The organism is Janthinobacterium svalbardense, assembly GCF_002327145.1.
Classification (GTDB): Bacteria; Pseudomonadota; Gammaproteobacteria; order Burkholderiales; family Burkholderiaceae_D; genus Janthinobacterium; species Janthinobacterium tructae.
In genome coordinates, this window is record NZ_CP023422.1 from 658,231 (window position 1) to 679,896 (window position 21,666).

A 21,666-nucleotide genomic window follows, 5' to 3' on the forward strand; every position below is an offset into this window, starting at 1 on the left:
ATGTGCCGCAGCACCGCCCCCAGGAGTCGTCGTGACCTTACCCAAGCTGTTTCAAAATCCGTTTCGCCGCTGGCTCAGCCGTAGCGGCGGCGGGCGCCCGAGCGTGCTCGTCAAGCAGTTGCATGAGCGCGACCGGCGCCGCATGATGAAGCATTTTCTGTCGCTGGAGAAAAGCGACCGTTTGCTGCGCTTCGGCAGCACCTTGCCCGATGAACTGGTCGCCCAGTACGTGCAGAAGATGGATTTTTCGCGCGACATGATTTATGGCGTCTACAACAGCCTGTTCAAGCTGGTGGGCGTGGGGCATCTGGCGTTCGCGCCGAAGGACAAGTCGCCGGCGAAAAGTGTCGTCACGGACAAGGAGCAGGTGGCCGAGTTTGGCGTGTCCGTGTCGAAATCCATGCGCGGCATGGGCGTCGGGTCGAAACTGTTCGAGCGGGCGGCGATTCACTGCCGCAACAACGATGTCGATACCCTGTACATGCATTGTTTGTCGTCCAACAAGACGATGATGCATATCGCCAAGAAGGCGGGCATGGAAATCCAGCGCGACTATGGCGAAGCTGATGCTTATTTGAAACTATTGCCGCCGAACCCGACCAGCATGCTGCAGGAAGCCGTGCAGGAGCAGTTTGCCATGTTCGACTACACGCTCAAGGCGAACGCGCGCGCCGCATTCAAACTGTGGGATCGCTTGCCGGGGCGCAAGAAGAAGCCCGAGCCACCGTCACCGCCGTCACAGTAAGGGCAGGGCCGTCGTATCCTTGATGCGCTGCAAGGCGAAGCTCGATTTGACGTCCAGCACGGCCGGGTGGCGCAACAGGGTGGCCATCATGAAGCGCGAAAAGTGCTCCATGTCTTCCACGTGCACGCGTAATAGATAATCCATTTCGCCCGTCATCGCATAGCAGGCCACCACTTCCGGCCAATGCGCCACGGCCACGGCGAAGTCGGCGCGCGGCGAGGTATTCGTCACCAGGTTGGGCGCCAGCACGCGCGCCGTGCTGTGCGCGGTGGCGTCGCTGTGCTTTTCCAGCCGCACATTCACATAGGCGAGCAAGCCCAGGCCGATCTTTTCCGGGTCCAGCAGGGCCACGTACTGGCGGATGACGCCCGCTTCTTCCAGTCGTTTGACGCGGCGCAAGCATGGCGACGGCGACAGGCTGACCTGTTCGGCCACGTCCTGATTCGACAGGCGGCCATCGGCCTGCAGGACGGCAAGGATCTTGCGGTCCGTTTTATCCAGCGTAATTTTGCTCATGCTCCCTCCGGTGGTTCTCGTTTCACGCAATATTATTGCGCAAATCATGATTGTTCGGGAGATCTTTGGCATTTAATGCCCGTGACCCACGCCTATACTGTGCGCTACTTCTTGGAGGAGACATCATGCAATTTCAGCCTTGGGATAACCCGATGGGTACCGATGGTTTCGAGTTCGTCGAGTATGCAGCACCAGACCCAAAAGCATTGGGCAAGCTGTTCGAGAACATGGGCTTCACGGCCATCGCGCGCCACCGCCACAAGGATGTGACCCTGTATCGCCAGGGCGACATCAATTTCATCATCAATGCCGAACAAGATTCGTTCGCGCAGCGTTTTGCCCGCCACCACGGCCCGTCCGTGTGCGCCATCGCCATCCGCGTCGACGATGCGGCCTTTGTGTACCGCCGCGCGCTGGAACTGGGTGCCTGGGGTTTCGACAATAAAACGGGTCCGATGGAGCTGAATATCCCCGCCATCAAGGGCGTGGGCGATTCCCTGCTGTACTTCGTCGACCGCTGGCGCGGCAAGGGCGCCGACAAGGAAGGCGCTGCCGCACCGGGCGGCATCGGCGACATCAGCATCTATGACGTCGATTTCGTCGCCATTCCTGGCGCCGTCGCCAACCCCGTCGGCCATGGCCTGACGTATATCGACCACCTGACGCACAATGTGCACCGTGGCCGCATGAAGGAATGGGCGAGCTTCTATGAAAGCCTGTTCAATTTCCGCGAAGTGCGCTATTTCGACATCGAAGGCAAGCTGACGGGCCTCAAGTCGAAGGCCATGACTTCGCCCTGCGGCAAGATCCGCATCCCGATCAATGAATCGTCGGACGACAAGTCGCAGATCGCCGAATACCTGGACCAGTACCATGGCGAAGGCATCCAGCACATCGCGCTGGGCACGGACAATATCTATGCTTCCGTGCAAGGCATGCGCGACACGGGTATCGATTTCCAGGATACGATTGAAACGTACTATGAACTGGTCAACCGCCGCCTGCCGAACCACGGCGAGCAGCTGGAAGAACTGCGCCGCCTGCGCATCCTGATCGATGGTCACAGCACGGAAACGGAACGCGAACTGCTGCTGCAAATCTTCACGCAGACGGTAATCGGCCCAATCTTCTTCGAGATCATCCAGCGCAAGGGCGACCAGGGCTTCGGCGAAGGCAATTTCCGCGCGCTGTTCGAATCGATCGAGCTGGACCAGATCAAGCGCGGCGTGCTGAAAGATACGAACGCAGCATAAATCGCTGCTGTAACAAAAAGTAGTAAAAGAAGTGCCCGCCCGGGAGTGCAGTGCAGCAAAAGAACTGCGCGCATTCCTGTGGTAGTCTACGACAAACAAGTCATTTTTCCGCACCGGCATGCTCACAAAGCCCAGCCGGTACGTGTGAGTTCAACCGACTTTGCACGCGTAGCACAGAGAATAATGGAGACAAGTAATGAATGCACCAATCAAGGGCTCGAGTCTTGAGCCGGGCGCGCACGCGTCCGAGATTTCCCTGAACGACAAATACACGCTCGAACGTGGCCGCGCCTTCATGACGGGCACGCAAGCGCTGATCCGCCTGCCCATGCTGCAGCGCGAGCGTGACCTGAAAGCTGGCCTGAATACGGCCGGCTACATCACCGGCTACCGCGGCTCGCCCGTGACGTCGGTCGACATGACGGCGATCAAGGCCAAGAAATACCTCGATGAACACCACGTCAAATTCCACCCGGGCCTGAACGAAGATCTGGCCGCCACGGCCGTCTGGGGCACGCAGCAAACGAATCTGTTCGAAGACGCGAAATACGACGGCGTCTTCGGCATGTGGTACGGCAAGGGCCCCGGCGTCGACCGCTGCGGCGACGTATTCAAACACGCGAATAACGCCGGTTCCGCCAAGCATGGCGGCGTGCTGGTGCTGGCTGGCGACGACCATGCGGCGAAATCCTCGTCCACTGCGCACCAGTCCGACCACATCCTGAACGCTTGCGGCATCCCCGTACTGTACCCGTCGTCGGTACAGGAATACATCGACTACGGCTTGCACGCCTGGGCCATGAGCCGCTACACGGGCTTGTGGGTGTCGATGAAATGCGTGACCGACATCATCGAGTCGGGCGCCGCCGTCGATTTCGACCCGGACCGCGTGCAGATCGTGCTGCCGACCGATTTCGAACTGCCGGCCGGTGGCCTGAACATCCGCTGGCCCGACACGGTGCTGGAACAAGAAGTGCGCATGAACAGCTACAAATGGTATGCGGCGCTGGCGTATGCGCGTGCCAACAAGCTCAATAAGATCATCTGGGACAGCCCGAAGGCGCGCATCGGCATCATCACGGCCGGCAAATCCTACCTGGACACGCGCCAGGCGCTGGCGGATCTCGGTATCGACGAGCAGACGGCGTCCGACATCGGCATCCGCCTGTACAAGATCGGCATGACCTGGCCGCTGGAAGCGGACGGCGTGCACGAATTTGCCAAGGGTCTCGACGAGATCCTGGTGGTGGAAGAAAAGCGCCAAATCCTCGAATACGCGCTGAAGGAAGAACTGTATAACCTGAAGGATGGCGAGCGTCCGCGCGTGGTCGGCAAGTTCGACGACACGGGCGAGTGGAGCAACCAGAAGGGCACGGGACACGGCGACTGGCTGCTGCCGGCCACGTATGAACTGAACCCGGCCATGATCGCGCGCGCGATCGCCAGCCGCATCTCGCGCTATTACGCCGGTCACCCCGTCGAGCAGCGCGTGAAGGAGCGCATCGCCTACCTGGAAGCGAAGGAAAACGTCCTCAAGGCCATCAGCGCGAAACCCGATCCGCAAAAGGACCGCACGCCGTTCTTCTGCTCCGGCTGCCCGCACAATACCTCGACCAAGGTGCCGGAAGGCTCGCGTGCGCTGGCCGGCATCGGCTGCCACTATATGGTGCTGTGGATGGACCGCGAAACGTCGACATTTACCCACATGGGCGCCGAAGGCGTCACGTGGGTGGGGCAAGCGCCGTTCACGAATGAAAAGCACGTGTTTACCAACCTCGGTGACGGTACGTATTTCCACTCGGGCATCCTGGCCATCCGCGCCGCCGTCTCGGCCAAGGTGAATATCACCTACAAAATTCTGTTCAACGATGCGGTGGCCATGACGGGCGGCCAGGAATTCGACGGGCCATTATCTCCGGCGATCATTTCGCGCCAGATCGCCGCCGAAGGCGTCGGTCCCATCATCGTCGTCACCGATGAGCCGGAAAAATACCCGTCCGATTACGCCTGGGCCGAAGGCGTCACCGTGCGCCACCGTTCGGAACTGATGGACGTGCAGCGCGAACTGCGCGACATGCCGGGCGTGTCGGCCATGATCTACGACCAGACCTGTGCTTCGGAAAAACGCCGCCGCCGGAAACGCAATGAATACCCGGACCCGGCCAAGCGCGCCGTCATCAACGAAGCCGTCTGCGAAGGCTGCGGCGACTGCTCCGTGCAATCGAACTGCCTGTCGGTGGAACCGCTGGAAACGGAATTGGGGCGCAAGCGCCAGATCAACCAGTCATCCTGCAACAAGGATTTCTCGTGCACGACGGGTTTCTGCCCCAGCTTCGTGACGGTGGAAGGCGGCGGCCTGAAAAAGCCGAAAAAAGCCGCTGCCGCCGACAAGGATGCGCCGGCCGCGCCGGCCTTGCCGACACCGACGATTCCCTCGACGGCGGAGCCGTTCGGCATCCTGGTCACCGGCATCGGCGGCACGGGCGTGGTCACCGTGGGCCAGATCCTGGCCATGGCGGCGCACGTGGAAGGCAAGGGCTGTTCCGTGCTCGACATGAGCGGCCTGGCGCAAAAGGGCGGCCCCGTGATGTCGCATGTGCGCCTGGCGGACCGCCAGCAAGACATTCACTCGACGCGCGTCGGCACCGGTGCGGCCGACCTCGTGATCGGCTGCGATTTGATCGTCACGGCCAGCCGCGATGCCCTGTCGCGCATGGGAGAAGGCCGCAGTTGGGCCATGATCAACTCGACCAGCTCGTCGACGGCCGCGTTTGTGAAAAACCCGGACTGGCAATTCCCCGGTGCTTCCGCGCGCATGGAAATCGAAAAGGCCTGCGGTACGGATCATGTCGATTTCATCGACGCGGGCCAGATCGCCACGGCGCTGATGGGCGACTCCATCGCGACGAACATGTTCATGCTCGGTTATGCCTGGCAAAAGGGCAAAGTGCCGCTCACCGAGGCGTCGATCATGACGGCCATCGACCTGAACAACGTCTCGGTGGCGTTCAACAAGGCCGCCTTCAACTGGGGCCGCGCCGGCGCCCACGATACGGCCGGCTTGGTGCGCATGACAACCCCCGCCAAGGTGGTGGAATTCAAGCGCATCGACACGCTCGACGACATCATCGAAAAAAGAGTCGCCTTGCTGACGGCCTACCAGGATCGCGCCTATGCGCAGCAGTACCTGGACTTCATCAGCCAGGTACGCGCGGCCGAAAGCGCCCTGAATGGCCCGCATCTGCGCCTGACGGAAGCCGTGGCCCGCTATTTCTACAAGCTGATGGCTTACAAGGACGAGTATGAAGTGGCGCGCCTGTACACGGACGGCGCCTTCCAGGCGAAGATCGCCGCCATGTTCGAGGGCGACATCAAGCTCAAGTTCCACCTGGCGCCACCGATCATGGCAAAAACGGATGCCCAGGGCCATTTGATCAAGAAGGAATATGGCCCGTGGATGCTGAAGGCCTTCGGCGTGCTGGCCAAGTTGAAGGGCTTGCGCGGCACGGCCTTCGACGTGTTCGGCCATACGGCAGAGCGCAAGACGGAGCGCGCGCTGATTCTTGAATACCGCGCGACGGTGGGCGGCTTGCTGCCGAAACTGACGACGGCCAAGCTGGCGCAAGCCGTGGCCATTGCCAGCATCCCGGAAGACATCCGCGGCTATGGTCACGTGAAGGAACGTCATTTGAAGGCGGCGAAAGAGAAGGAAGCCAGTTTGCTGATCGCCTTCAACGCGCCGACGCCGCTGCCGCCCGTCGTGGCAGCGCCCGTGGCGGCCAGCGTGGCGTGATGGTGTGATGGTGTGAGTATGACGCTGACACAATGGCGCCTGCGGGCGCCATTGTGTCAAAGAAAACAACGACTGCTTGCAAAACATATTATAATTTTTCGATAATTTCTTTTCGGAAAGTTTGTCATGCGTTCCCTGCGCTTTTCTTCTTTGCCTGTGCCCCTTGCTCGTCCTGTCGTCCTTTCCATTGCGTTGCTGTTGAGTGCCTGCGGCGGCGGAGGTGGCGGCAGCGACACCGCGGCCGTTGTGCCGCCCGTCACGCCGACGGATCCTGCGGCGCTGGTCGCTGCATCCACGGTGGCGAACCGCTGTGAGGCGCCGCGCAGCGGCAGCAGCATCGACAAGCCGGGCACCCTGCTCGATGAACTGACGTGGGTGCGCAGCTGGATCGATGAAACGTATCTGTGGTACCGCGAAGTGCCGACCTCGTACCAGCCGCAAAGCTTCACCACGCCCATCGCGTATTTTGACGTGCTGAAAACAACGGCCACGACGGCGTCCGGCAAGCCCAAGGACCAGTTCCATTTCACGTATCCAACGGCAGAGTGGGAAAATGCGCAGAATGGCATCGAACTGGGCTACGGCATGCTGCTGGCGCAGACGCGTAACACGCCACCGCGCAAGGCCGTGATCTCGATCGTCGAACCAGGTTCGCCGGCGGCCCTGGCGGGCTTGCAGCGGGGCGACCTGCTGCAAAGCATCGATGGCGTCGATTTCGTCAATGCCGCGGACGCGGCCAGCGTGAAGATCATCAACGCGGGCCTGTTCCCTGAGGCCCAAGGCACGCATGTGCTCAGTTTCAGCCGTGACGGAACGGTGCGAAACGCCACCCTGCAGGCGGTCGAGGTCAGCACCAGCGCCGTGCAGAACGAGCGCATCATCGACACGCCCACGGGCAAGGTGGGTTATCTGACCTTCAACACCCACAATAATGTCGCCGAGCGCCAGCTGGTCGAGAGCATGCGCCGCTTCCAGGCGGCCGGCATCAGCGACCTGGTGCTCGACGTGCGCTACAACGGCGGCGGCTATCTGGATGTCGCCAGCGAACTCGCTTACATGATTGCCGGCCCGCAAGTCACCACCGGCAAGACCTTCGAGCAGGTGCTCTTCAATGACAAGACCCGGCCGAAAGCGCCCGTGCCATTCCATGCGCAAAGCCAGGGCTTTCCCGGCCCGAATCCCCTCCCCCAGGGCACGCCATTGCCCTCGCTGGGGCTGACGCGGGTGACCTTGCTGACGACGGGCAATACCTGCTCGGCCAGCGAAGCCATCATCAACGGCTTGCGCGGCGTGAATGTGCAAGTCAACCTGATCGGCGGCACGACGTGCGGCAAGCCCTACGGTTTTTACCCTGCACCGAATTGCGGCACCACCTATTTCGCGGTGCAGTTCCAGGGCGTCAACGCCAAGGGCTTTGGCGACTTTGCCGACGGCATGGCGCCGACCTGCGACGTGACGGATGATTATCAGCACCAGCTGGGCGACGCGGCGGAAGGCATGCTGGCGGCGGCGCTGCGCTACCGCAGCAGTGGCAGCTGCACGCCGGCCACAGGCGCGACCAGGCTGTTGAGTTCGATGCAGAGTCCGGCCGACACGGCGACGCGGCTGCTGCGCCCGGCCTACAAGGAAATTGCCGTCATTCGCCGTTAAAGCGTCTGCTTCTGCCATGGCCTCGCCATGGCGCATGGCGTTTTCCTGCTCATGAATCTTTCCATATAACAATTTTGATATATGGAAAGATGAATCCATTCGTTTTGTAATTGCTGGCATCTTGATATCTTTCGCCTTCTCCCTAACCTTGAGAAGCCCAAAGATGCCTATACAATTCAAGTTGCCACCACTCACCATCGCCGTACTGGCCATCCTGGGCGGCTCCGCATGGCAGGCGCACGCGCAAACGCAAGCGCCCGCAGCGGACAAGCAGCCGGCGGCCACCCCGCCAGCCGTCGTGGTCACCGGTTCGCGCATTCCCCGCGCCAGTCTGGAGGGACCATCGTCCGTCACCATCCTGACGGGCGATGAAATCACCAAGCAAGGGTACAAAAACGTCTTCGATGCGCTGACCAATCAGGTACAGAACAGCGGCTTTACGCAAGGCGAGGACTTCGGCAACACGTTCACGCCGTCGGCCAATACCATCAGCCTGCGCGGCCTGGGCCCGAACCACACCTTGATTCTGCTCAATGGCCGCCGCCTGGCCGACTTCCCCGTCGCCTATGAAGGCACGGTCAACTTCACCAACCTGGCGAATATCCCGTCGAGCATTGTCGACCGTATCGAGATACTCAACGGCGGCGCCTCGGCCATCTATGGCTCGGACGCGATCGCCGGCGTGGTCAACGTCATCCTGAAAAAGCAGACGGAAGGTTTCGATATCAACGTCAAGGCGGGCGGCACCACGCGCGGCGGCGCCGGCAACCAGCGCGTGCAGCTGACGGGCGGCGGCAATTTCGACAAGCTGCATACGCTGTTCAGCGTTGAGCTGAGCCAGCGCGATCCGCTGTCGAGCCTGCAGCGCGACTTCATGGCCACCCGCTCGGGCACGCCGACGAATATCGCGTCGCGCCGCGTGGTCCAGGCGGGCACCTCCGGCACGTATGTGGACCTGGGCGACACCTGCAACCAGTTCGGCGACCTGTTCGGCGGTAGCGTCGTCAAGTACCAGGCGAAGAACGGCAGCTATTGCGCCAGCCCGAAAGTGGGCCCCACTTACTGGACCACGCAAACCAAGAACCGCAGCCAGAACGTGTTCGGCAGCGCCAACTATGAGCTGTCGCCGGAAACGACCCTGTTCGCCGATTTCCTGATCGGCAAAAACTCGACCGAGAACAATACGCGCGGACCGACATGGACGTCGTCGTCGACGGGCAGCAGCTATTTCCGTAACCAGAACACGAACAAATACGAAGCGTGGACGCGCTATATCTCGCCCGAGGAAATGGGCGGCGTGGAGCGCTACAACCGCAAGTGGGACGACCTGGCCACCGCCATCTCGCTGGGCGCCAAGGGCCGCATTCCCGGCACGTCATCCTGGCAGTATGAAGCGAACTACAACGCCTCGGTGTACAAGAGCGAAAGCCACACGCCGCGCGCGCTGGCCAATATCGACAGCTTCTTCCTGGGGCCGAAACTGGGCACCGACGCTGCCGGCGTGCCGATCTACGCACCGGATCCGGCCCGCCTGTCGCGCCGCGTGACGGCGGCCGAATTTGACAGCATCACGGGCAATTCCGACAGCGACGACAAGGCCTGGACGAATACCCTGAGCCTGGCCACGAATGGCGACCTGTTCCAGCTGCCCGCTGGCGTGGCAAAGATCGCCACCATCGCCGAAGTGGGCAAGCAGGGCTTCAGCAATGTTCCCGATGCGCGCCTGAACGACGGTTACTTCAACGTCGCCACCAAGTCCGATATCACGGCCGGCACGCGCACGCGTTATGCGCTGGGCGCGGAAGTGAACCTGCCGCTGCATGAAAAGCTGACAGGTACCCTGGCTGGCCGTTATGACCGCTACAGCTTTGCCGGCCGCAGCGATGGCAAGTTCACCTACAACGGCGGCCTGGAACTGCGTCCCGCGCCGGAGCTGCTGTTCCGTGCCAACTACGCCACCAGCTTCCGCGCGCCGGACATGAACTATATCTACAAGGCGCGCGGCACCGGTTACTACTCGAGCACCACTGATTACTACCGCTGCGGCGCTGCCGGACAGGCCATCGAGGATTGCGACTACGCGAATAAATCACCTGGCGCCGACTATGTGCAGAACGGCAGCAAGGATCTGCAGTCGGAAAAGGGCAAGTCGTTCGGCGTGGGCGCCGTCTGGTCGCCAAGTTCGAATTTCGACGTTTCCGTCGATTACTGGAACATCAAGATCGACGACCTGGTGACGAACCTGAGTGCCGACAGGATCCTGCGCGACGAAGCCGATTGCCGCCTGGGCAAGCTCGACATCAATTCGCCTACCTGCGCCGATACCCTGGGCCGCGTCGAGCGTTTCGCGGCCAATGCCCTGAACCGCGCCGGCGAGATCAAGACCATCACCGTCAATCCGATCAACGCGGCCAAGCAGAGCAGCAGCGGTATCGACATCAGCGTCAAGTATTTGCTGCGCACGGCGGACTATGGCCGCTTTGCCTTCAAGGCCAATTACGCCAAGGTGCTGAGCAATAAATCGCAGCAATTTGCCGGCGACGAAGAGATCGACGAGCTCAAATCGCTGAACAATTCGGATTGGCGTGACAAGCTGAACCTGAGCGTCAACTGGGCTGCGGGCGACTGGTCGAACACCTTGCTGGTCAGCCGCTATAGCAAGATCCCGAACGGCGGCGGTACCGGCTACCTGACGCCGACGGCGCTGGCCAACATCAGTACCGTGTACCGCATCAACGACCGCGCCACCTTGTCGCTGATCGTCAACAACGTGTTCGACAAGATCAAGCGCGACGACAGTGGCGGCTGGCCGTACTATCCGGTGGGCAGCTATAGCCCGCAAGGACGCCAGGGTTGGGTAGAATTCAACTACCACTTTGGCTCATAATTCACGCTTGCGAGAGCAAGGCCGGAGCAGCTGACGCTGTTCCGGCTTTTTTATTTGCCACGGCGTTTTTACCTGACCGCCACTCTATAATTGCCCGCTTGTCCTCTCTCGATGGAGTTTGACCCATGCTACGCCACGCCCTGCTGTCCGCCGCCATGTTGTCCCTGTTTGCCGTCAACGCGCATGCCGCGCGCGATATGCGGCTGTTTTCCCTGAAAACGGCGGCCGAGTACTCAGGTTTCAAGAGTACGGGCCGCTACGAGGAAGTGGAAGCCTTGTGCCACCGCTTCGAGGTCCACCACCCGAAACAGGTGCGCTGCTTTGAATTTGGCCGCACGCCGGAAGACCGCCCGATGCTGGCGCTGGCCGTTTCCAACACGGGCGCGCTGACGCCGGACGTGGCCAGGCTGCGCAAGATACCCGTGCTGCTGGTGCAGGGCGGCATCCATGCGGGCGAGATCGACGGCAAGGATGCGGGCTTCCTGGCCCTGCGCCAAGTCCTGGAAGGCAAGGCGGCCGCCGGCGTGCTGGACAAGCAGGTGGTGCTGTTCGTGCCGGTCTTCAATGTCGACGGCCATGAGCGCTTCGGCCAGTGGAACCGGCCGAACCAGCGCGGTCCCGTGGAAATGGGCTGGCGCAGCACGGCGCAAAACTACAATCTGAACCGCGACTACATGAAGGCCGACTCGCCCGAGATGCAGCACATGCTGGCGCTGGTCAATGCCTGGGATCCGCTGGCGTATGTCGACCTGCACGTGACGGACGGCGCGCAGTTCGAACCCGATATCTCGATCCAGGTCGAACCCGTGCAGGCGGGCGATGCGGCCTTGCGCGCGGCGGGAACGGCGCTGCGCGACGGCGTGCTGGCCGACCTGGCAAAGCAGGGTTCCGATCCGAAGCCGTTCTACATGTCGTTTGCCGAAGAAGACAATCCGCAGTCGGGTTTTGTCGATTCGACGCCGAACCCGCGCTTTTCGCACGGCTATTTCCTGTTGCGTAACCGTTTCGGCGTGCTGGTGGAAACCCATTCGTGGAAGGACTACGCGACCCGCGTGCGCATCACGCGCAACACCATCGTCTCGCTGCTATCGCAAGTGGCCCAGCATGGAGCGCAGTGGCGGCAAACGGCGCTCGAGGCGGACGCGCGCGCCGCGCAGATGGCCGGCAGCACCTTGCCGCTCACGTATAAAACCACGGAGAAAAGCCGCATGATCGCATTTCGCGGCTATGCCTATACGCGCACGCCGTCCGAAGTGTCAGGCGCGCTGATGACGCGCTATGACGACAAGACGCCGCAAATCTGGAACGTGCCGCTGCGCGACGAGATCGTGCCCGACCTGCAGGTGACCGCGCCGAAGGCCGGCTACCTGGTGCCATGCGCGCAGGCGAAGATGGTGGGCGCCAAGTTGCGCCAGCACGGTATCGCCTACAATGAAATGACCGGCTTCTTATCCCGGCAGAATGTGGAAATCTTCCGCGCCACGCAAGTGAAGTTCGGCGCGCAGTCGTTCGAAGGACACCAGACGCTGGCGGTACAGGGCGAATGGCAGCGGGAAGTGCGGCTGGTCGATAGCTGCGTGCTGTACGTGCCCGTCAACCAGCCGAAGGCGCGCCTGGTGATGGCGCTGCTCGAGCCGCGCGCGCCGGACTCGCTGCTGGCCTGGGGCAGCTTCAACACGGCGTTCGAGCGCAAGGAATACATGGAGGACTATGTGGCCGAGGATGTGGCGCGCGCGCAACTGGCGGCCGACCCGGCACTGGCGGCGCAGTTCCGGCAGAAGCTGGTCGACGAACCCGAGTTTGCCAAGAATGCGCATGCGCGCCTGGAGTTTTTCGCCCGCCGCCACGCCTCGTGGGATGAGCGCTTGAACCAGTACCCGGTCATGCGCGTCGACGTGGCGCCCGTCAGTTTCATGGATAGACAAGGCCCATTATGAGCAAAAAGCAGAAAAAAATTCTCCTGTTGAGCGTCTCGGCCGGCGCTGGCCACCTGCGCGCGGCGCAAGCCATCGAGGCGTATGCCACGCAGGATGACGGCGAGGGGAGTGCCGCCATCGCCAGCCACCTCGATGTGATGGATTTCGTCACGCCCGCATTCCGCAAGCTGTACACGGATTTTTACATCAAGCTGGTCAACAAGGCGCCCGCGCTGTGGGGCTATCTGTATCACGCCAGCCACGACGCGCCGCGCGACAGCTCGATGCAGCGTTTGCGCCGTGGCATCGAACGCCTCAACACGCGTGCCCTGATGGCGCAGATCGCCGCCTTCCAGCCCGACGCCATCATCTGCACGCATTTCTTGCCGGCCGAACTGCTGTCGCGCGCGCTGCGCCAGGAACAGCTGACCTGCCCCGTATGGGTACAGGTCACCGACTTCGATTTGCACCGCATGTGGGTGCACGAACGAATGCACGGCTATTTTGCTGCCACCGACGAGGTGGCGTTCCGCATGCGCCACGAAGGCATCCCCGCCGAGCGCATCCACGTGACGGGCATCCCCATCATGCCCGCGTTTGCGCAGGTGCCCGAGCGCGTGCAGTGCGCGCAGGCGTTCGGTCTCGATCCACAGCGCACGACGCTTCTGCTGATGGGCGGCGGAGCAGGATTGGGCAGCCTTGAAACGGTCGCCGCGCGCCTGCTGGCGTTGCCAGGCGATTTCCAGCTGATCGTGCTGGCGGGGAAAAACGCCGCCGCGCTGGCGGCGCTGCAGGCACTGGCCGGCCAGTATCCGGGCCGCCTGCTGGCGCAGGGCTTTACCGGTGAAGTGGAGCGGTTGATGGCGTGCGCCGACCTGGTGATCACCAAGCCGGGCGGCCTGACCACTTCCGAATGCCTGGCGCTGGGCTTGCCCATGATCGTCAACGCGCCGATTCCCGGCCAGGAAGAGCGCAACGCCGACTATCTGCTGGAGCAGGGCGTGGCCCTGAAGGCATTCGATGCCGTGACCCTGGAATACCGCGTGCGCCTGTTGCTCGACCATCCGCAGCAGTTGCAAGCCATGCGCGCGAAAGCCCTGGCCCTGGGCCGCCCGCGCGCCGCCGCCGACGTGCTGGCGCAGGTGCTACGCGCTGGCGCCGCTCTTGAATAACAAGGAAGCCATGATGTTGCATGCAGTACTACTGACCCTCGCCCTGGGGCTGGCCGCCGCGCCGGCCGGGGCACAATCATCGCCGCCACGCCATCCGGACTGGGCGACGCCGTTGCCGCAGGTGTCGAACCTGCACCAGGTCACGCCGGGCCTGTACCGCAGCGCCAGGCTCGATAGTGCCGATGTGGCCCAGTTGCAGGCGCTGGGTGTGAAGACGGTGATCAGCCTGCGCTCCTTCCACTCCGATACGCAGGTGCTCGATGGCAGCGGCATCCGCGCCATCCGCATTCCCATCAATACCTGGGCCATCGGCGACCGGCATGTGATAGCGACCATGCGTGCCATCCGCGCCGCCGGGCAGGATGGGCCCGTGCTGCTGCACTGCCTGCACGGCGCCGACCGCACGGGCATGATGGCCGCCATGTACCGCATGCTGTACCAGGGCTGGCCGCGCGAGAAGGCGATCGATGAGCTGAAAAATGGCGGTTACGGCTACCACGCCGTGTGGAAAAACATCGAACGCTATCTGTCGCGCGTGAATCTCGACGAACTGCGCGCGCGCATCGACTCTCCGCAGCCTTGACCCCCGCCGGCGCGCCACTTCAGGCATGATTGCGATTCCAATCACGTTTTTCCGGAATCCGCATGGAACACCACAGCTTTCTCATCAACATACTGTTTTACCTGGTGGCGGCCATCATCATGGTGCCGCTGGCCAAGCGCCTGGGCATGGGCGCCGTGCTGGGCTACCTGGTGGCTGGCGTCGTCATCGGTCCCTGGGGCCTGGGCCTGATCAAGAATGTCGAGGTGATCCTCAGCTTTTCCGAATTCGGCGTGGTGCTGCTGTTGTTCCTGATCGGCCTGGAGCTCGAACCCAAACGATTGTGGCTGCTGCGCCGTCCCATTTTCGGCTGGGGCGGGGCACAGGTGGGCGTCGTCAGCGCGGGGCTGTGCGCCGTGGCCATGGCCTTTGGCGTGGACTGGCGCACGGCGCTGGTGGCCGCGCTGGGGCTGTCGCTGTCGTCGACGGCCATCGTGCTGGCCACCCTGGGCGAACGAAAATTGATGAGCACGCCGGCCGGTTCCGCCGGCTTTTCCATTTTGCTGTTTCAGGATATCGCCGCCATTCCCATGATCGCGCTGGTGCCGCTGCTGGGCGGGCTGGTCACGCACAGTGGCGAACCGGGTTGGCTGCGTGTGGCCAAGCTGGCCGCCGTGCTGGCGGCGCTGGTGATCGGCGGGCGCTTTCTCGTCAACCCCATCCTGCGCTTCATCGCCAAAACGGACTTGCGCGAAATCTTCACGGCCTTCGCCCTGCTGCTGGTGATCGCCATTTGCGTGCTGATGGAATCGGTGGGCCTGTCGATGGCGCTGGGCACCTTCATGGCGGGCGTGCTGCTGGCCGATTCCGAATACCGCCATGAGCTCATTTCCGACCTGGAGCCGTTCAAGGGCTTGTTGCTGGGCCTGTTTTTCATCGCCGTGGGCATGTCCGTCGATTTTGGTGTGCTGCACGCCCAGCCCTTGCTGATCCTGGCCCTGGTGGCGGGTCTGCTGGCGGTCAAGATCGCCTTGCTGTATGCATTGTCGAAGTTTGTCGACATTCCCCGCGGCCAGCAGCTGTTCTTTGCGCTGCTGCTGTCGCAGGGCGGCGAATTCGCCTTCGTCGTGTTTGCCGCCGCCGAGGCCGCGCACGTGTTTGCGCCGCAGACGGCCGCGCTGCTGGTCGTGGTGGTGACCCTGTCGATGGTGGCCACGCCCTTGCTGCTGCTGGCGCACGACAAGTTCGTCGCGCCACGCCTGCAAGGCGACAAGAAGCGCCGTCCCGACGACCATATCGAGGCGCAGGATAACCCTATCGTCATCGCCGGCTTTGGCCGCTTCGGCCAGATCATTGGCCGCCTGCTGGCGGCCAATAAAATCGGCGTGACGGTGCTCGACCACGACCCGGACCAGATCGAGCTGCTGCGCAAGTTCGGCTTTAAAGTGTTTTATGGCGACGCCACGCGCGTGGACCTGCTGGTGGCGGCCGGTATCGAAAAGGCGAAGGCGCTGGTGATCGCCATCGACAACGTGGACGACAGCCTGGCCTTGGTCGACGCCGTGCGCCTGCGCCTGCCCGAACTGACGATCCTGGCGCGCGCGCGCAACGTCACGCATTACTATGAGTTGATGAAGCGCGGCGTGACCATCATCGAGCGCGAGACCTTTGCCGCGGCCTTGCTGCTGGGCGAGCAGACCTTGCAGCAGGTGGGCTACAGCGCGGAACGGGCGCAGCGCGCGGCCGGCATCTTCCGTGCGCATAACCTCAAGACCCTGCTGGAAGTGGCGCCGCACTTCCAGGACCAGCAAAAAGTCATGTCCCTCACGCGCCAGGCGCGCGAAGAGCTGGAAGACATGTTCGAGAGCGATGCGGCGGCGTTTGCGGCAGAGAAGGTGGAAGAACCGGGGTCAGACCCTCGGGTCTGACCCCAGCCTTTGCTTTCAGGGTTACTTCCCCCGGCGGCTTTCAATCGCCTCGATCTGGTCCATGATGCCGTTCATGCGCGCCACCAGCGCCTGGTACGGTTTCGGCGAGGCCAGGTCGACGCCGGCCGCCTTCACCAGCTCATACGGGTAGGCCGAGCCTCCCGCGCTGAGCATTTTCAGGTAGGCGGCCAGGGCGCCCGGTTCCTTGTCGAGGATGCGCTGCGCGAAATCCTGCGCTGCGGCGATCGAGGTGGCGTACTGGAACACATAGAAGCCGTGATAGAAATGCGGCACATACGCCCATTCCAGCGCGTAGGCGGGATCGATGCTCATGACGCCCTGCGCTTCGCCGTGGTAACGCTTGAGGATGCCGGCATAGATGGCCGTCATCTGCTCGCCCGTCAGCGATTCTCCTTGATCCACCTTGCCGTGGATGGCTGCTTCGAATTCAGCGAACATGGCCTGGCGGAAGAAGGTGCCGCGCAGGTTTTCCAGCGCCGCGCCCAGGTACAGCAGGCGCTCCTCGTCATCCTTGGCCTGTTTCAGGCGCGCGTCGAGCAGCAGCGCTTCGTTCGTCGTCGAGGCGATTTCTGCCACAAAGATGCTGTACGGCGCATAGATCGATGGCTGCGCCTTGTTGGCCAGCACCGAGTGCATGGCGTGGCCCCATTCGTGCGTCAGGGTGCTGACGGCTTCGTAATTGTCCGTGTAGTTGAGCAGCACAAACGGATGCACGTCATACGCGTCGCCATTCATGTAGGCGCCCGCCACCTTGCGCGGACGCGGGTACACATCCATCCAGCGCGCTTCCACGGCGGCGGTGAGCGCCTTGACGTAGTCGGGGCCCAGCGGCGCGACTGAGTCGAGCATCATCTGCTTGCCCTCGGCCAGCGGGAACGTGCGCTCGCTTTTCAGCAGCGGCGCATAGACGTCGTAGTACGCCAGGTCCTTGACGCCCAGCATGCGCGCGCGCAGCTTGAAGTAGCGGTGCAAGGTGGGCAGGTTGGCGTTGGTTTGCGCGATCAGGGTCTGGTAGACGGCCGGCGGCAAATGGTCGGCGTCCAGCGCGGCGCTTTGCGAATCGGTGTAATGGCGCACTTTCGCGTACGCGGCATCTGTTTTGAGCTGGCCGTACAGGGTTTCGCCGAACGTGCGTTCATATTCCTTCCACTTGCCGAAAAAGGCGTCGAACACCAGCTTGCGGTCGGCGCGCCGGTCGTCGCCCCGGTATTTGGTGTACGCCGCCTGGTCGAGCCGCACTTGCGTACCGTCCGACAGTTTCACGGTCGGCCATGGGATTTCCGCATTGGCCAGGGTGCGGTAGACGCTCGCGGCCGAGCTTGTCGCCAGGCCGAACTGCGCCACCAGCTGTTCGCCGGCCGCGTCGAGCGTGTGAGGCGCGCTGCGCAGCATGTTACTCAATTGAAAACGGTACAGCTGCAAACCCTGGTCCTTGGCCAGCATGGCATCGATGCGCTTGCTGCCCAGGGCGAGGATTTCCGGCTGCAAAAAGGTCGTCGCCTGGGTGAACTCGTTGCCCAGCAGGGCGGCGCGCTGGTTCAGCTGGTTACCCTTGCTGTCGCCCGTATCCTGGTCATAGTACTGCGCCGCGTAGGTGGTGAGCATGTTGACGCGCTTGCGCGCATCGGCGACCAGCTCCAGGCAGCTTTTCAGGCGGGCCGGCGAGGCTGTCAATTGCCCCTTGCAGGCGCCCAGTTGCTGCAGCTGGGACGACAGCTTTTTCGCGTCGGCGTCGAAGGCGGCGTCGTTTTGATACAGCGCCGTCAGGTCCCAGCGGTCGGCCTGCCGGTCGGCGGGTGCGGGGGCGGCGAAGGCGGTGGAGAGGGCAAAGCTGAGGGCCAGCAGGGTCAGTACGGGGCGTTTGAGCGCGGTCGTCGGCATACAGTGTCCGTTCATGGTCTGGTTGCAAGGGATGCCAGCACGGGCGTGGTGGCAGACTCCGAGCTTAGCGCAGCAGGGGGACGAAGGAAAGCACTTCGGGAGGCGGGCGAGGGAGCGGGGAAGGCCAGCATCCCCGCGCACTACGCGATTACTGCTTTTTGCCCAGCAAATCGAGCAGGATCGACGTTTCCGCCGTGATCGCCGCCTTGATGGTTGGCTGGTACTCGGGCGCCCATTGCGGCGAGTGGGGGCCTGCCAGCGGTTTGCCGCTGGCCTTGGCGGCCGCCAGCTTGCCTGGTTCCACCGCGCCGATATGCAGCAGCACGGCTTTTACGCCGGCCTGACCGTAATTGGCGAAGTCTTCCGACGTCATCTTGGCCGGCATTTCCGTCACGTTGGCCGCGCCCAGCGATTTTTGCAAAGTCGACACCATGCGCAGGGTCAGCTCCGGGTCGTTGTAGACGGCATCCGTGCCGGGACGAATCTCCACCAGCGGCTCTTTCGGCGCGCCGGCGGCAAACGCCTCGCCCTTGACTTCGCGCGCGATACTGGCCAGCACGCGCTTGCGCACGGCATCCTTGAAGGTGCGCACCGTCAGCTGCATGGTGACCTGGTCGGGCACGATGTTGGCCTGGGTGCCGCCATGGATGCTGCCCACGGTGATGACGACGGGGTCCATCGGATTGTTTTCACGCGAGACCAGCGTTTGCAGTGCCAGCACGATGCGCGCGGCCATCACCACGGGGTCGCGCGTGTCGTGCGGTGCGGCGCCGTGGCCACCCTGGCCATACACGGTGATGCTGATGGTGTCGGCGGCGGCGCGGAAGTAGCCGGCGTGGTAGCCGACCGTGCCCGATGGCAGCGTGGCTTCATCGTGGAAGGACAGGGCGTAGTCCGGTTTCGGGAAGCGCGTAAACAAGCCATCCTTCAGCATGGCGGCCGCGCCCAGCAGCGGCTCCTCGGCCGGTTGGCCCACCAGCATCAAGGTGCCGCTCCAGTGCTGGCGGTTGTCGGCCATCAGCTTGGCGCTGCCATACCAGGCCGACATGTGCACGTCGTGGCCGCAGGCATGCATCACGGGCACGCTTTCGCCGGCCGCGTTTTTCGCCACCGCGCTGCTGGCAAACGGCAGGCCGGTTTTTTCCAGCACGGGCAGGGCGTCGATTTCCGTGCGCAGCATGACGACGGGGCCTGGGCCGTTGCGCAGGATGGCGACGACGCCCGTACCGCCAACGCCGGTGGTCACGTCAAAACCGAGCGCCTTGACCTTCTCGGCCAGTTTTTTTGCCGTTTCGACTTCCTGGAACGCCAGCTCCGGGTGGCGGTGCAGGTCCAGGTACAGGTTTTCGACAGCGGGATAGTTGGCGTTCAGTTGCGCCGCGATGGCCGGCGGCAGAGCCGCGCCGTGGGCGCTACCGGCACAGGCGAGGGCGGCGGCGAGGGTGATTTGTTTCAGATGCAATGTGGAAAATTTCATGGGTTTCTTTGAGAAGCAGGCGTGCGGAGACGCGCAACACGCCTGTAGTTGCTGAGGAGACTTTTAAATTAACAGAAACATTTCTCAAAATCAATAAACCAGCTACATATATTTCAATAATGTATAATCTGCAATATAAATAATTCTGTAAGGAATTATAAATATCTTCAACGTAAGATTTTAGAGAAAAGACACCATGGGCTTTATCGCAAATATCAAGATCGGCAAGCGCCTGAGCATCGGCTTTGTCCTGATCCTGGCAATGACCGTTCTGATCGCTACTGTGGGCGTGTGGCGCCTGAATGAAGTGGCGACGTCCACGCGCGCCATGATGGCCGAACCGCTGACCAAAGAACGCCTGATTACCGACTGGTATGGTTTGAACTTTGCCTCGATCCGCCGCACGGCCGCCATCGTCAAGAGCAGCGACCCGGCGCTGGGACCGTATTTCAAGGAGGACTCGGCCGCGTCGGTGAAGAAGGCGGCCGAATTGCTCAAGCAGATCGAGCCGCTGGTCGCGGGCGACAAGGAAAAAGCCCTGTTTGCCAAGATCCTCGAACAGCGCAAGGTGTACAGCGCCTCGCGCGACGGCGCCGTCAAGGCCAAGGCCGATGGCGACGTGGAAGGCGCGGCGAAAATCCTCGACGGCGCGTTCACGCCTGCCGCCCAGGTTTATCAGGACCTGCTGCAGGAACTGGTGACCATGCAGCGCGAAAGCATCGATGCGACGGCCAAGCAGATCGATGCGTCTGCCGTGCATGACACCACCGTTATCAGCCTGCTGACCCTATTTGCGGTAGCGTTCGGCGTGTTGTGTTCGTGGCTGCTGACGACGGGCATTACGCGTCCGCTGCGCCAGGCGCTGGCGCTGGCCGAAACGGTGGCTGCCGGCGATCTGACGCAGACCGTCGCCACGACGGCGAAGGATGAAATGGGGGCGCTGCTGACGGCCTTGGGCAATATGAACAACAACCTGGTTGGCATCGTCAGCCAGGTGCGCAGCGGCACGGACAGCATCGCCACGGCATCGTCGGAAATCGCCGCCGGCAACCTGGACCTGTCATCGCGCACGGAACAGCAGGCCGGTTCGCTGGAAGAAACGGCCTCGTCGATGGAAGAACTGACCAGCACCGTCAAGCAGAATGCTGACAATGCGCGCCAGGCCAACCAGTTGGCGATCACGGCGGCCGGCATCGCCAGCCGCGGCGGCTCGGTAGTGGCGGAAGTGGTGGCGACCATGGGCTCGATCAACGAGTCGTCGCGCAAGATCGTCGACATCATCAGCGTGATCGACGGCATCGCCTTCCAGACGAATATCCTGGCGCTCAATGCGGCGGTGGAAGCGGCGCGGGCCGGCGAGCAGGGGCGCGGCTTTGCGGTGGTGGCGTCCGAAGTGCGCAACCTGGCGCAGAGGTCAAGCCAGGCGGCCAAGGAAATCAAGGCCTTGATCGACGATTCCGTCAGCAAGGTGGGCGTGGGCGCCAGGCTCGTCGACCAGGCCGGCGCGACGATGGATGAAGTGGTCTCCAGCGTCAAGCGCGTGACCGACATCATCGGCGAGATTTCCAGTGCCAGCCAAGAGCAGACGCACGGCATCGGGCAAGTCAACCAGGCGATTACCCAGATGGACCAGGTGACGCAGCAGAATGCGGCGCTGGTGGAAGAGGCGGCGGCAGCGGCCGGTTCGCTGCAAGAGCAGGCGCACGGCCTGGCGCAAGTGGTCAGTGTATTCAAGTTGCGCGAACAGCCAGGCTTGCTGCGCCGCCCTGCGCCACGGCCGGCAGTCGCGCGCCCTGCGCCAGCGCCGCGTGTTGCCGCGCGCAGCATCGCCGTCAAGGCGCAGCCGAAAGCGCTGGCCGGCGACGACTGGGAAGAGTTTTAAGTTG

Annotated in this window: 13 protein-coding genes; 10 read left to right on the forward strand and 3 right to left on the reverse strand. The window is 62.6% G+C overall.

The annotated features are described in order from the left end of the window. Window positions 1-31 precede the first annotated feature (31 nt). Entirely contained in the window at window positions 32-745 is a 714-nt protein-coding gene (locus CNX70_RS02880) for a GNAT family N-acetyltransferase (RefSeq protein WP_096233337.1), read from the forward strand. Here the strand turns inward: CNX70_RS02880 and CNX70_RS02885 are convergent. After that, complete coding sequence (locus tag CNX70_RS02885) at window positions 737-1,261, reverse strand: Lrp/AsnC family transcriptional regulator (RefSeq protein ID WP_070220829.1); 525 nt, start codon at window positions 1,259-1,261, stop codon at window positions 737-739. The two genes, CNX70_RS02880 and CNX70_RS02885, sit on opposite strands and share 9 nt — an antisense overlap. Before the next feature lie 125 nt (window positions 1,262-1,386). Between CNX70_RS02885 and hppD the strand changes: the two genes are divergently transcribed. The 8 genes from hppD to kefC all read left to right on the forward strand — a co-directional run bounded on the left by hppD (window position 1,387) and on the right by kefC (window position 16,401). Further along, window positions 1,387-2,514 carry a 4-hydroxyphenylpyruvate dioxygenase gene (gene hppD / locus CNX70_RS02890; RefSeq protein WP_071079812.1) on the forward strand — a complete coding sequence of 376 codons (1,128 nt, stop codon included), beginning with the start codon at window positions 1,387-1,389 and terminating at the stop codon, window positions 2,512-2,514. Window positions 2,515-2,710: 196 nt separating this feature from the next. Further along, window positions 2,711-6,307: an indolepyruvate ferredoxin oxidoreductase family protein gene (locus tag CNX70_RS02895; RefSeq protein ID WP_096233339.1), complete on the forward strand. Its 3,597-nt coding sequence runs from the start codon at window positions 2,711-2,713 to the stop codon at window positions 6,305-6,307. A 126-nt stretch (window positions 6,308-6,433) separates the two neighbouring features. After that, window positions 6,434-7,957, forward strand: coding sequence for a S41 family peptidase (locus tag CNX70_RS02900; protein ID WP_096233341.1), 1,524 nt, complete (start codon window positions 6,434-6,436; stop codon window positions 7,955-7,957). Between the two features lie 163 nt (window positions 7,958-8,120). Beyond that, window positions 8,121-10,844, forward strand: a complete 2,724-nt coding sequence (locus CNX70_RS02905) for a TonB-dependent receptor plug domain-containing protein (protein ID WP_096233343.1) — start codon at window positions 8,121-8,123, stop codon at window positions 10,842-10,844. Window positions 10,845-10,969: 125 nt separating this feature from the next. After that, window positions 10,970-12,781 carry a M14 family metallopeptidase gene (locus CNX70_RS02910; RefSeq protein WP_096233345.1) on the forward strand — a complete coding sequence of 604 codons (1,812 nt, stop codon included), beginning with the start codon at window positions 10,970-10,972 and terminating at the stop codon, window positions 12,779-12,781. Next, a complete protein-coding gene (locus CNX70_RS02915) occupies window positions 12,778-13,932 on the forward strand; it encodes an MGDG synthase family glycosyltransferase (protein ID WP_096233347.1) in 1,155 nt (384 codons plus the stop codon). Before CNX70_RS02910 ends, CNX70_RS02915 begins: the two co-directional genes overlap by 4 nt. Before the next feature lie 10 nt (window positions 13,933-13,942). Beyond that, entirely contained in the window at window positions 13,943-14,515 is a 573-nt protein-coding gene (locus tag CNX70_RS02920; protein ID WP_244199018.1) for a dual specificity protein phosphatase family protein, read from the forward strand. Between the two features lie 62 nt (window positions 14,516-14,577). After that, window positions 14,578-16,401 carry a glutathione-regulated potassium-efflux system protein KefC gene (gene kefC, locus CNX70_RS02925; protein ID WP_096233349.1) on the forward strand — a complete coding sequence of 608 codons (1,824 nt, stop codon included), beginning with the start codon at window positions 14,578-14,580 and terminating at the stop codon, window positions 16,399-16,401. A 21-nt stretch (window positions 16,402-16,422) separates the two neighbouring features. Here the strand turns inward: kefC and pepF are convergent, their stop codons facing one another. Together pepF and CNX70_RS02935 are read right to left on the reverse strand one after the other, a co-directional pair. Continuing rightward, a complete protein-coding gene (gene pepF / locus CNX70_RS02930) occupies window positions 16,423-18,303 on the reverse strand; it encodes an oligoendopeptidase F (protein ID WP_157750886.1) in 1,881 nt (626 codons plus the stop codon). Window positions 18,304-18,451: 148 nt separating this feature from the next. Further along, window positions 18,452-19,780 carry an amidohydrolase gene (locus tag CNX70_RS02935; RefSeq protein ID WP_096233353.1) on the reverse strand — a complete coding sequence of 443 codons (1,329 nt, stop codon included), beginning with the start codon at window positions 19,778-19,780 and terminating at the stop codon, window positions 18,452-18,454. A 196-nt stretch (window positions 19,781-19,976) separates the two neighbouring features. Between CNX70_RS02935 and CNX70_RS02940 the strand changes: the two genes are divergently transcribed. After that, on the forward strand, window positions 19,977-21,662 hold the full coding sequence (locus CNX70_RS02940) for a methyl-accepting chemotaxis protein (protein WP_096233355.1): 1,686 nt from the start codon (window positions 19,977-19,979) through the stop codon (window positions 21,660-21,662). Window positions 21,663-21,666 lie beyond the last annotated feature (4 nt).